Source organism: Anaerolineae bacterium, assembly GCA_014360855.1.
GTDB lineage: Bacteria > Chloroflexota > Anaerolineae > JACIWP01 > JACIWP01 > JACIWP01.
This window is the reverse complement of record JACIWP010000077.1, coordinates 1-12,013: the sequence shown is the minus strand read 5'-3', so window position 1 is coordinate 12,013 and position 12,013 is coordinate 1. Positions and strand designations below refer to the sequence as shown.

12 protein-coding genes are annotated in these 12,013 nt (G+C 63.5%); 6 read left to right on the top strand and 6 right to left on the bottom strand.

What is annotated here, in order from left to right:
• The 6 genes from H5T60_05945 to H5T60_05920 all read left to right on the top strand — a co-directional run.
• On the top strand, positions 1-589 hold a 589-nt coding region (locus H5T60_05945; GenBank protein ID MBC7241971.1), incomplete at its 5' end, for a trimethylamine methyltransferase family protein.
• A 136-nt stretch (positions 590-725) separates the two neighbouring features.
• Positions 726-2,729 carry a hydantoinase/oxoprolinase family protein gene (locus tag H5T60_05940; GenBank protein MBC7241970.1) on the top strand — a complete coding sequence of 668 codons (2,004 nt, stop codon included), beginning with the start codon at positions 726-728 and terminating at the stop codon, positions 2,727-2,729.
• Between the two features lie 39 nt (positions 2,730-2,768).
• Positions 2,769-3,416 carry a GntR family transcriptional regulator gene (locus tag H5T60_05935; protein ID MBC7241969.1) on the top strand — a complete coding sequence of 216 codons (648 nt, stop codon included), beginning with the start codon at positions 2,769-2,771 and terminating at the stop codon, positions 3,414-3,416.
• Positions 3,417-3,451: 35 nt separating this feature from the next.
• Entirely contained in the window at positions 3,452-4,204 is a 753-nt protein-coding gene (locus H5T60_05930) for an epoxyqueuosine reductase (protein MBC7241968.1), read from the top strand.
• 15 nt (positions 4,205-4,219) lie between these two features.
• Positions 4,220-4,711 (top strand): YbaK/EbsC family protein, encoded by a 492-nt coding sequence (locus H5T60_05925; protein MBC7241967.1) that lies wholly within the window; start codon positions 4,220-4,222, stop codon positions 4,709-4,711.
• 119 nt (positions 4,712-4,830) lie between these two features.
• Entirely contained in the window at positions 4,831-6,081 is a 1,251-nt protein-coding gene (locus tag H5T60_05920) for an MFS transporter (GenBank protein MBC7241966.1), read from the top strand.
• Here H5T60_05920 and H5T60_05915 read toward each other — a convergent pair.
• The 6 genes from H5T60_05915 to H5T60_05890 form a co-directional block, all read right to left on the bottom strand.
• Positions 6,078-7,484 carry a hypothetical protein gene (locus H5T60_05915; protein ID MBC7241965.1) on the bottom strand — a complete coding sequence of 469 codons (1,407 nt, stop codon included), beginning with the start codon at positions 7,482-7,484 and terminating at the stop codon, positions 6,078-6,080. The genes H5T60_05920 and H5T60_05915 overlap by 4 nt on opposite strands.
• A gap of 33 nt (positions 7,485-7,517) precedes the next feature.
• Positions 7,518-7,823 carry a hypothetical protein gene (locus H5T60_05910; protein ID MBC7241964.1) on the bottom strand — a complete coding sequence of 102 codons (306 nt, stop codon included), beginning with the start codon at positions 7,821-7,823 and terminating at the stop codon, positions 7,518-7,520.
• A gap of 140 nt (positions 7,824-7,963) precedes the next feature.
• The gene (locus tag H5T60_05905; protein ID MBC7241963.1) at positions 7,964-8,173 is read right to left on the bottom strand and encodes a hypothetical protein; all 210 of its coding nucleotides are present in this window, start codon (positions 8,171-8,173) and stop codon (positions 7,964-7,966) included.
• Complete coding sequence (locus tag H5T60_05900; GenBank protein MBC7241962.1) at positions 8,166-8,702, bottom strand: DUF2085 domain-containing protein; 537 nt, start codon at positions 8,700-8,702, stop codon at positions 8,166-8,168. The genes H5T60_05905 and H5T60_05900 overlap by 8 nt, the downstream gene beginning before the upstream one ends.
• 30 nt (positions 8,703-8,732) lie before the next feature.
• On the bottom strand, positions 8,733-9,404 hold the full coding sequence (locus H5T60_05895; protein ID MBC7241961.1) for a DUF4013 domain-containing protein: 672 nt from the start codon (positions 9,402-9,404) through the stop codon (positions 8,733-8,735).
• Positions 9,405-9,782: 378 nt separating this feature from the next.
• Entirely contained in the window at positions 9,783-11,513 is a 1,731-nt protein-coding gene (locus H5T60_05890; protein MBC7241960.1) for a long-chain fatty acid--CoA ligase, read from the bottom strand.
• Between the last annotated feature and the right edge of the window lie 500 nt (positions 11,514-12,013).

Below are 12,013 nucleotides of genomic sequence, written 5' to 3'. Positions count from 1 at the left end.
GGAGATGGCCCTGCTCAGCGCCGCCTACACCGACATCACCAAGTGGCTGATGGTGCCCATGTACAACACCAGCGGCTGCAGCGATGCCAAGATGTTCGATGAGCAGGCGGCCATGGAGGCGACGCTCAACACCTTCATCGCCGGCCTCATCGGCGGCAACATGATCCACGACGTCGGCTACATCGAGTCCGGCCTCACCAGCTCGCCCGATATGCTGGTGGCCACCGATGAGATCATCGGCATGGTCAAACGCTTCCTGCAGGGCATCCCGGTGACCCGCGAGACCGTCCCGCTGGAGACCATTGACCAGGTCGGGCCGGGCGGCCATTACCTGGGCACCGATCACACCCTGCGGCACTTCAAGACCGAGTTCTGGAAACCGGTGCTCATGGACCGCCTGGATTGGGACCGCTGGGTGAAAGCCGGCTCCAAGCCCATGCGCGAGCGCGTCCACCAGCGCGTGCTGGAGATCCTGCAGGCGGAGCGCGAGCCGCTCTTCGATGAGAAGATGTACAAAGAGCTCCGCCGCATCTGCGAGCTGGCGGACGAGCGCCATAAAGGCGAGGAGATGGGCATCGGCATCGTGTAAGCCGGCGCACCAGACGAACCCATCCTGCCAGGTCGTGAGACCTGGCGGAAACGAAAGCGCCATGGCGGGGCCGGCGGTAACGTTGGCCCCGCCATATCCTTATCGCAGAAAATCGAGCGACGCCAAGAGGTGACCCTTGACAGCGAGCCAGCCTGTTACACGCACCCTCGTATTGGGCATTGACACAGGAGGCACCTATACCGACGGAGTACTGCTGGACTATCACACGCGCGAGGTGATCGCCTCCTGCAAAAGCCTCACCACCCGGCACGATTATGCCGAGGGCATCGGCAGGGTCATTGAAGGCATTCAGATCGACAACCCTGCCGAAGTGAAGATGGTCTCCATCTCCACGACCCTGGCGACCAACGCCATCGCCGAAGGCAAGGGCGCCCGGGTGGCGCTGATACTGATCGGCTATGACAAAGAGCTTGCCGAAGCGTTTCAGCTCCACCAGCGCTTCGGCACGACCCAATATGCCTTCTTCGCCGGCGGCCATACCCTCTTCGGCGAAGAGAAGGAGCCGCTGGACCTGCAGGGCATCCTGGACTACGTCCACCGCGTCAAGGACTCCGTGGACGCCCTGGCGGTCTCGGCCTATTTCAGCCCCATGAACCCCGAACACGAACTGCGCGCCTTCGAGGCCATCTCGCGCATCTGCGACCTGCCAATCGTGCTGGGCCATCAGCTCTCAACCAAACTCGGCTCGGTGGAACGCGCCACCACTGCCGCGTTGAACGCCTCCCTGCTGGGCATGCTGAAAGATTTTGTCATCGCCGTGCGCCGCGCCATGGAAGCCCGCCATATTCACGCACCACTGATGGTGGTGCGCGGCGATGGCACGCTGATGAGCGAGGAATTCGCCGCCCGCACCCCGGTGGAGACCATCCATTCCGGGCCGGCGGCCAGCGCCATGGGCGGACGCTTCCTCTCGCGGGTGGATACTGCGCTGGTGGTGGATGTCGGCGGCACCACCACGGACATCGCGCTCATCGAGGATGGGCGGGTGCGGGTCAGCGAGGAAGGCGCCACCGTCGGCAACTACAAGACCTGTGTGCAGGCGGCCAATATCCTCTCGATCGCGCTGGGCGGCGACAGCCACATCCATATCGGCCGCGATCAGAAGTGGACCATCGGGCCGGCGCGCGTTGTACCGCTGGCGTACCTGGCCCACCAGTACCCCGCCATCAAGCGCCGCATCGCCCCGCTCCTGCAGAAGGGCTGGGGGCAGATTGACCTGGACCAGTTGGAATTCTGGTTCTTACAGCGGGAACCGCACCCCGGCATGGTGGAAAAAGGCTCCCGAGAGGCCGAGTTGGTGGCACTCCTGCGCGAAGGACCGCTGTGCGTCACCGACATCGTGCGCCGGCTGAAACTGCTCCACGCCGGCCAGATCGGCGCGGCAGAGCTCTGGCGGCAGGAGATCATCGGCAGGGCCGGCCTGACCCCCACCGATTTCATGCATCTGGACGGCATCTACCGGACCTGGGACGCCGAAATGTCCGAGATTGCCGCCGCGCTCTTCTGCCGCAACCTCGGCCTGGACGTGAAGACCTTCCGCGATCTGCTGTGGCAAAGGGTGGATGAGATCATCACCGAGGTCATCCTTTCCTTCCTGACCGGCAAGAAACTGGCCGCCCCGGACCCGCTCCACGATGTGGACATGGGCCGCTGGTTCTTCCACAACAGCCTGCAGGCGGCACACCCGCATCTGGAGACGACCATTCGCCTGAAAGTGCCCATCATCGGCATTGGTGCGCCGGCGAAAATCTTCCTGGAGCGGGTGGCCGACATCTTCCACACGGAGCTGATCCTGCCGCCCTATTATTGGGTGGCGAACGCGGTGGGCGCGGTGGCCGGCAGTGTCATGGTGACCGAGGAAGCACTGGTCTACGCCCGCCTCTCCGAGGACCAGTCCGAGGTGGTGGGCTATTATGTGCAGACCTCGGAGGGCCGCACGTATTACGAGAGCCTGGAGGAGGCGTTGGGATATGCGCGCCAGCGCGTCCGCACCCTGGCATGGGAAGGGGCGGTGCGCGCCGGCGCCCATTCCCCGCAGGTAACCCTGGAAGAGGTCGAGGATGGCCTGGATACCTATCGCATCCGGGCCCGCGCTATGGGAACACCGCGCCTGGCATAACACTGGTGCACGTGCTCCATATCGAGCAGGAGGGGAATGGTGGAACTGGAACGCATTGATACGCAAAAAGCATATAACCTTATTAAGGAAAAGATTATCACGCTCCAGCTCAAGCCGGGGGCGCCGATCGACGAGGACGCACTGTGCGCGGAGGCGGGATTGACCCCGACGGCGGTGCGCGAGGCACTGAAATGGCTGGCCCACGACCACCTGGTGGATATCACCCCGCGCCACGGTATTCGCGTGGCGGAGGCAAACCCGGCCGAACTGCGCGAGCTGTTCGAGATGCGCCTGCCGCTGGAGACATTATGCGCCCGCATGGCGGCGGAGCGCGCCACCGCGGATGATATCGTGGTGATGGACGCCCTGGTGCGGGAATACGAGCGGGTGAAAGGCGCCGGCAACGTGGACACCCTGCTCGACCTGGACCACCGCTTCCACAGCGCATTGGCCGACGCCGCGCACAACCGCTACATGCGGGAGACGCTGGAGCGCTTCTTCGGCCTGTCGGAGCGCCTGTGGTACCTGGCCTCGCCGCAGATCGACTGGGTGCTCAGCGCGCTGGACCGCCATGCGGAGCTGGTGCAGGCGATCAAGGCGCGCGATGCCGAGCGTGCCGCCGGCCTCATGCATCAGCACGTGCTGGACTTCCAGGCGCTGGTGGAGCGTGCCTTGGGCCTGGGCTGAAGCTGTTCTCTTTCCGAAGGACGCAAATGGATACGCTGGCGCGGGAGATCGAGGACTTCATCGTCCAGACGGTAACAGCCGCTGGCACCCACACGCAATACCGCCGGCCGCTGGTCGGCTTCGCCTCCGCCGATGACCCCCGCTGGCAGGAACTGCGCCGCATCGCCGAGCCGTCCCATTTCCTGCCCCAGGACCTGCTCCCGGAGGCGCGTACGGTGGTGGCCTTTTTCCTGCCGTTCGCCGAGGAGATTGTGCACGCCAACCGGGAGGCGGACGGCACCGCGCCGGCATGGGCGACGGCCTACCTGGAGACCAATGCCCTCATCAACCAGATCGTGCAGGAGCTGATCGCCCGGTTGGGTAAGCGCGGCATTCGGGCGGCGGGCCAGCCGGCCACCTATAACTGGGACCCTGTGACGCTGGTCAGCCGCTGGTCCCACAAATCGGCCGCGGCCATCGCCGGCCTGGGCACCTTTGGCCTGCACCGCATGTTGATCACTGACGCCGGCTGTGCCGGCCGATGCGGCAGTCTGATGATCGACGCGGAAGTCCCGCCGACATCGCGCCCCCATATGGAACGCTGTCTCTATTTCTACGACGGAAGCTGTACCTACTGTGTGGATGCCTGTCCGGTGCAGGCCCTGCGGCCGGCGCCCTTCGGCCAGATGAACCTGGACAAATGGGCCTGTCATACTCACCTTCGGGATGTGGTCAAACCGCGGTTGGGCACGGACTGCTGTGGCAAATGCGCTGTGGGACCGTGTGCGTTGGCCTCGGCCGTGGAATGACGAGGGAGCGAGGATATGGCGAAGGAGAAAGGGATTTCCAAGACACCCCCCATGCGGGCACTGGAGGCCGCCGGCGTTCCTTACCAAGTGCACATCCACGCCCGCAAGCAGTATACTGCCGAGGGCGTGGCGGAAGACCTGAAGGTGCCGCTGGCCTGGGTGGTCAAGGCCATGATCGTCCAGCGTTCTGACGGCCGGTTTGCCCTCTTCGTCGTGCCCGGGGATAAGCGGTTGAGCATGAAGAAGGCCGCGGCGGCGCTGAACGATAAGGGCGCATCCCTGGCGCCGGAGCGCGAGGTGCTCCGCGCCACCGGTTACCAGGTGGGTTCGGTTTCGGTGACCGGCTTCCGGCGGGACGATATCCCAGGCTTCATTGACCAGAGCGTAATGGCGGCGGAGCGCATTATTATCAGCGCCGGCCGGCCCGATGCCGGCATCGAGATGTCGCCGGCGGACCTCCCCAAAATTATCCCGAATGCCCAGCTCGGCGACTACTGCGAAGGTTGAGTCCTCTTGCCCGGTGACAGTCACCTGCGAGGTGACTGTCACCGGGTACGTCCCCGTTCTTGACATCCCTTTCCGCCGGCATATAATGTCCCCATTCACAATCGGAGAGGAGGTGCGCAATGGCTTCCACGACGACTTCGACGCGCCCGGAACCCGCCTCCATCTGGCAACTGCCCCGCAATATCTGGGCGGTCAGCCTGACCAGCTTTTTCATGGACGTCTCCAGCGAGATGGTGCTTAATATCGTCCCGCTCTTCCTGTCCAACGTGCTGGGGGTCAAGACCAATATCATCGGCTTGATCGAGGGCATCGCCGAGGCGACTTCCAGCCTGCTGAAGGTGTTCTCCGGCTGGATTTCCGACAGGCTCAACCAGCGCAAATGGCTGGCGGTGGCCGGCTACGGCATCTCGGCCATCTCCAAACCCTTCTTTTACTTCGTCAACTCGTGGGCCGGCGTGGCGGCAGTGCGCTGGGCAGACCGCGTCGGCAAAGGCATCCGCACAGCGCCGCGCGATGCCCTGGTCGCCGACTCCATCGAGGAACGGCATCGCGGGCTGGCCTTCGGCTTCCATCGCGCCGCGGACACCGCCGGCGCAGTGGTCGGCATCCTCGTCGCGCTCTTGCTGGTCTGGCTCAGCCAATCCACCCAGAGCCTGCTGACGCGCCGCACTTTCCAGACAGTCGTGCTCATCAGCCTGATACCCGCCGCACTGGCGGTGCTGTCCCTGGCCATCGGTGCACAGGATGTGCCGGTGCGCAGGCGCGAAGGGGTGCCGGTCCGATTCAAGGGCCTGGGCCGGCAGTTCCTCGTCTTCATGCTTCTGGTGGGACTGTTCGACCTGGGGAATTCCTCCGACGCCTTCCTCATCCTGCGGGCGCAGGAGCGCGGTCTGAACGTATTGGGCGTCCTGGGCATGCTGGCGACGTTCAACGTGGTGTACACGCTGGTCTCGACGCCGGCCGGCTCCCTGTCGGACCGCATTGGCCGGCGCAGGGTCATCATCGGCGGATGGGTTGTCTATGGGCTGATCTACCTGGGATTCGCGCTGGCGCAGAAGGGCTGGCACATTTGGGCGCTGTACGCGCTGTACGGGATATATTACGGGATGGCGTACGGCACCGCCAAAGCGATGGTGGCAGATATCGTGCCGGCGGAACTGCGCGGCACCGCCTACGGCACGTACAACGCGGTGCTGGGCATCCTAGATTTCCCCGCCTCGCTCATCGCCGGCATCCTGTGGGACGGCGCCTTCGGCTGGAACGGTTTGGGCCCCTCCGCCCCCTTCCTCTTCGGCGCCATTATGGCCCTGCTGGCGGCGGCCGGCATGATGCTGTGGCGTCCCCAGCCGGCGCAGGAGCCGCAGAGCTAACTCTCGGATAGCTCCTCTGCCCACTGGCCCTGGGGGCGGAACAAGTCAATCAGCCGACTCACCATGAACGCCGCCAGGGCCAGCAGGGCAACGCTCAGGCCGGCGTCCAGCAGGGGCATCGCCCATGTCCGGTCGGCGGCCGGCGGGAGATATTCGTACACCACGCCGGCGGCGAAGGCCAGGTCGCTCCCGACGATGGTCCCCCACCCCACCCACTGCCGCAGTCGGCCGGCGAGGCGCAGTCGGTCCGCCACCAGCAACAGCATAATGGTGGCGGACAGCGTCGCCAGGATATGCCAGTGCCCCACCAGGATGCGCCGCTCCGCCTCGAAGGGCCATGCCCGGTATATCTCATCCAGCTTGACCGCGGTGTACAGGCCGGGGAAGACCATTACCGGCTGGAGCCAGATCATCTGGAAGAAGGGGCCGAAGTGCAGGGGGTCGGCCAGCAGGGCATGCAGTCGCTGGCCGGCGGTCGGCCGGTGCCAGCCGCGCGCCGCGCTGTGTGCACGGATGACGGCCCCGATGCCGGCGATGGTCATCAACAGGGCGGCGAAAAGAAGCAGGGTACTGCCCACGTAGATGATCTTGTGGGCGATGCCCTCCCACAGCATGACGCTCCAGGCTCCGATGGAGAGCACGACCGTGCCGGCGATGGTCAGGGGCATGGCGATCTTGTGCAAACGCCCTTTCAGGTCGAAACGGCGCACGATGAGCAGTAGGATCGCTACGTCAATCAGCGCCAGCATGATATGCAGATGGGCGATGACAGCCAGCTCTCCCAGGTTGTGCTCCTCCCGCACGATGTCCTCCGCCAGGACCGCGCGAAATCCGTTGCCGAAGAAGGAGCCGGCGCCGGCACCGATGACGGCAGAGATGAGCAGTGCCACCGCGGTCACGAAGAATGCCAGCCGCTCCAGAGAGATATTCCCCCAGCCTGCATAGTCAGGCGAGGACAGCCGCTCCCTTCCTGGCCACAGGCCGGCCGCCAGCAAGACGCCGGCGTAAAAGACCAGCGACAGCCCCAACAGGAAAATGCCGTGCAGGAGCCAGTTGCGTCCGAAATAGGCAAACCCCAGCGCGCCGATGCTGGTGAGCATGTAACCTGGCGTGATGATGCGCCGCACCGACTGCGCCAGTTCCGCCGGCACCGGCACCAGGTCCAGCGTCAGATAGGCGACAGCCGCCACAAATGGGACGGCCAGGGAGTGATAGACCATGATGATGCGGCTCACCCGCAGGGCCTCGGGGAGGTCGGCCGGCGGGATTCCCAGCAGGGCGCGCAGCGGCGCAGAGAAGGTGCTCAGAAAGGCGACAATGAGCGCTTCCCAGGCGGTGACGGTGAGCAGATTGCCAGCAGGCGTGGCGAACAAATAGCGGAGACGTCGGACAAGGGCCAGCATGGTCACAGCTCCGTTGGGTAAGATGTGCTCAGCTCAGAAAATCTGGAAGCGGCCGGTGGAGGGGACGATAATCTGGCGGTAGTTCGTGACATATTCCAGAAGCTTGCGCTTGAGCTCCTGCCATTCCTCGGATTCCAGGATACGCTCGAGGGTCTCGCGGTCGGAAGCCTCCCCGCCGGTCTGGATCTGGGGCGCGTTGCCGTAGACCGTGTACCAGGCATCGGTGGGCCGCAGGCCCAATTTCATCATGCGCGGGCCAAACTCATGGATGACGAAATTGAAGTAAGCGGTCTCCATCCCCGGCTTGATGTCCCAGCTCATCAACAGTTTGACTGCCACGCTGGAGTCCTCCTCTGGCATGAGGCTGCTATCATGATAGCAAACACTGCCAGAAAGCACAAATTGCGTGTGGAAGCGTCGACGCCGGCGATGAGGGAAGGGTCACCCGTGATCAGCGCCATATCCGACGGCTGGGTGCGCTAGCCGGTCAGCAGTTCCATCAAGTTGATGATGAAGGCGCGGAATGCGGGGTTGGAGTAATACACGCCGATGCCGGCCACCACCAGGCCACAGCACAGCAACAGCACGACCAGCAAAAGGATGAGCACCGCGGTACAGCCGGGATGGGCCGGCCCCACCGGCTCTCCTGGTACGGGCACCTCGATGGGAGATTCGCGTTCCTCAGCCACTGGCCCTGGCTCCCCTGGAGCGAGATGGTGTGATGGAAACGTGCAGATACCCTACCTTGGCACCCAGATAGATGCCGGCAACCACGCCGGCCAGCGCGCTCGTGATCAGCCGCAGAGCATTGGTGCTCTCGCGCAGGCCCAGCAGTTGCGTGCCGCCATCCAGCGCCATGGGCAGGACGCACAGGAGGGCTATCCAGCCGGGGATGAAGACCCTGCGCCAGAGGGTGATCAGCAGGCCCAGCCACAGACCGCCGTACAGCCCGACATCACGGGCGCAGAGGGCCATGGGATGGCCGGCGATCCAGAGGGAACGCGCCGGCTCCTGATGACATATCAGGTGAAACAGGGCGTATACGCCGGCGGACAGGGAATGCAGGCCGGCGGCCCGAGCCAGCGGCGCCGCGGCGGCCAAGAGCAGTACCCCGCCCCAGGCCGCCGCCAGCATCACCGGCCAGTGCGTCTCCGCCCAGCGGCCGGCGCGCTCAGCCAGGTCATCTAACCGCGCGTTCCAGCGCCTGCTATGCACCATGTCGGAGAAACGCCCCCTATGGCGCGGCGGTTACAATGCGGCCGTCAGTTCCTCGCCGGCGCCCCCCTTGCGCTGCAAATAGACCTGGCCGAACAGATGCGCCATGACCAGATACGCCCAGAAAGAGGTCAGGAAGACGCCCACGCCGCACAGGATGACACCAAAACCTGCGATGAACGAGGCCACGATGGAGAGCAGAACGGCGATGATCACGTTGCCAATGTTCTCCACCGTGAAGCGCCACAGTTCCTCGAAGGCGAAGCCGGAGCTGAATTCCGGCTTCAGGGCGAAGCGGGTGAAGATGGCCGGCTCAAGCAAGGCCATAATGATGCCCCACAAGATGCTCAGGACGGAGGTGAGGCAGGAGATGGCTGTCACAAAGCCGGCGGCGGAAGAGCTGTCCCCTATAATGGCTGTGATCACTGCCTGGAAGCAGGCGATGATCCAGATGGGAATGCCCCACACGATGAGGATGGCCGCCAGGAGCAGGCCCTTTTTGAACTTTTCCCCCAGATCCACCCACTCGGGCAGGGGCTTTGCCTGGCCTTCCATGATATTGCGTAAGGTCTCTACGATATAGCCCAGGACAAAGGGGATGCCGACCAACACCACGGAAGCCAACATGAACAGGCCGCCGATGAGCACCTTGGTGAGCCATTGCTCATCCTCGAAAACGTACGAAAAAGATTTGCCGACGTCCATTTGTACCTCCCTCCTGGTGGAACGAGATGTGGAAAGAAACTGACACCTGACGGCCGAAAAGAGGTAATCCTACGTCACCCATCTGCGGGACAGCCGGCGGTATCCTCCCTCATCTGCGCGGCGCCCCGGACCCCAACCGTTCACAGGCCCATGGAGAAGATAGATATCCAACACTTGACCATATTATAGCACACTCCGCTATATGGCGCAACGGCCGCGGGACTACAGACCGCGTGCGCCGGCGGGTCGCTGCCAGGCGACAGCCACCGGCGGAGGGACTGTCGCTTGTGGTCGTCCGGCGGCTGAGCCGCGGCAACAAGAAACAGGCGACCGTCGCCTCCGGGGGACGGTCACCTGTTTCCGCGCAGAGGCTTGGTTTCAGGCCTGCTGTTGCTTCTTCTTCTCCTCCAGCCGGCGGCGCTCTTCCTCCACCAGGGCGCGGCGCAGGAACTTGCCCACCAGGGTCTTCGGCAGTTCGGTACGGAATTCCACCGCTCGCGGCACCTTGTACTTGGCCAGACGCTGACGGCAGAACTCGATGATTTCCTCCTCCGTCGCCGTCATGCCCTCTTTCAACACGATATAGACCTTGAGCATCTCGCCGCGGTACTCATCGGGAACGCCGGCGGCCACCGCCTCCTTCACCGCCGGATGTTCATAGAGCACATCCTCGATCTCGCGCGGGTAGATGTTGAACCCGCCGGAGATGATCATATCCTTCTTGCGGTCCACGATATAGAAATAGCCATCCTCATCCATTTTCGCCACATCGCCGGTGTACAGCCAGCCGTTGCGGAGGGCGATGGCCGTTTCCTCCGGCATGTTCCAGTAGCCTTTCATCACCTGCGGGCCGCGCAGGACCAGCTCGCCGATCTCGCCCACCGGCAGTTCCTTCTCGCCTGTTTCCAAATCGACGATCTTGGCGTCCACATCGGGGAAGGGCAGGCCAATGGAGCCGGCCTTGTTCAACCCGTAGATCGGGTTGCAGTGGGTGACCGGTGCCGCCTCGGTCAGGCCGTAGCCCTCCACCAGTTTGCCGCCCGTCAGCTCCTCGAACTTGGCTTTGACCTCGACGGGCAGGGGCGCGGAGCCGCTGATGCAGGCGCGGATGGAGCGCAGGTGATATTTGCCGGCGGCCACATCCGGGTGATTGTTGATCGTCACGTACATGGTCGGCACGCCGGGGAAGACCGTGGGCCGGAACTTGTCAATGAGCATCAGCATTTCATCTACATGGCGCGGGTTGGCCATCAGCACCATGGTGGCGCCGACATAGACGCTGAAGCTCATGCCCACCGTCATGCCGTACACGTGGAAGAAGGGCGCGGCACAGAGGGCAACCTCCTGGCCCTCTTTGGTGTCGGTCAGCCAGGAGCGCACCTGGATGGTGTTGACCACCATATTGCGGTGGGTGAGCATTGCGCCCTTGGAGACGCCAGTGGTGCCGCCGGTATACTGGAGCAGGGCCAGGTCCTCCTGGTCTATATGGACGGGTTCCGGTTTGGCCGGCGCCTTCGCCAGGAAGTCCTGGAACCAGATGTTGCCCGGGCGCTCCGGCAGTTTGAGATAGTGCCCTTCTTTCTTCTCCACCGCCAGAGAGAAGAGCAGTTTGAGCGGTGCGGGGAAGTATTCCTTGATGTTGGTGACGATAACGTGGCGCAGAGGGGTATGCGGACGCGCCTTTTCCACGTCAGGGAAGTTACGGGTCAGGGTCACCATGACCTGGACGCCGGCATCGCGCAACTGGTACTCGATCTCCCGCGCCACATACAGGGGGCTGGTAGACACGACCACACCGCCGGCCTTCAACGTGCCGTAGAAGGCGATCGGGAACTGGGGACAGTTGGGGAGTTGGATGGAGACTCGGTCTCCCTTTTTCACGCCCAGGCTTTGGAGGCCGGCGGCGAACCGGTCGGCCAGTTGCCCCAGCTCCCGATAGGTGATGGCACGGGTAAGCAGTCGGGAGCCCACGGCCGCGCCGAAGATCATGGCCGGTCGATCCGGGAAACGCTCCACGGTGTGGTCCAGCAGTTCGTGCAGTAAGTAGGGTGGGTAGTCGATGGTGTGGGGCACCCCCTCCTCATAGAACCGCAACCAGGGCCTTTCCATCCTTTCGCCTCCTTACGCTTGGTGACGACCATGTCCCGAATATTACAGGAGCCGCATGGCTCCAAACCCTCCCCTTTGAGGCCGGCATCGGGCGATGAAGCAGGGGGAACGAGCCGCCAGTATGGTTGGGTGCAGTGAAGCGGGATGATGGAACCCTGTACGAACAATCCGTCATCAGAAGCGGAGAGGTGCCGGCAAAATAGGCGGACGGTAGCTCCCACCAGACAGAGATATCCGCGAATATTCAGACTACAGCCGGGATCGCGCGCCGCAAGGATGAAATGGACACTTTCAATATAACAACTTTTGCAATGCGTGTCAAGCCTTTTTCCACCGGGTTTGCAAAGTGCGGAAAGCCCTGTGGGTCCCATCTGGCGGGCCGGCGGCGGTGCTAATGGAGGCTTTTTGCCATGCGATAGCAAGTATTCAGAAGGGGCCTACGTGGATAACATTGAACTACGGAAGTGCGTCGGAGGGTACTGTCCGCCGGCAGTGGCGCA

What these genes read in the sequence shown, in the direction of transcription:
- H5T60_05890 (MBC7241960.1), bottom strand. Translation starts at nt 11,513, where the DNA reads ATGGAAAGGCCCTGGTTGCGGTTCTATGAGGAGGGGGTGCCCCACACC.
- H5T60_05895 (MBC7241961.1), bottom strand. Translation starts at nt 9,404, where the DNA reads ATGGACGTCGGCAAATCTTTTTCGTACGTTTTCGAGGATGAGCAATGG.
- H5T60_05920 (MBC7241966.1), top strand. Translation starts at nt 4,831, where the DNA reads ATGGCTTCCACGACGACTTCGACGCGCCCGGAACCCGCCTCCATCTGG.
- H5T60_05925 (MBC7241967.1), top strand. Translation starts at nt 4,220, where the DNA reads ATGGCGAAGGAGAAAGGGATTTCCAAGACACCCCCCATGCGGGCACTG.
- H5T60_05915 (MBC7241965.1), bottom strand. Translation starts at nt 7,484, where the DNA reads ATGCTGGCCCTTGTCCGACGTCTCCGCTATTTGTTCGCCACGCCTGCT.
- H5T60_05900 (MBC7241962.1), bottom strand. Translation starts at nt 8,702, where the DNA reads ATGGTGCATAGCAGGCGCTGGAACGCGCGGTTAGATGACCTGGCTGAG.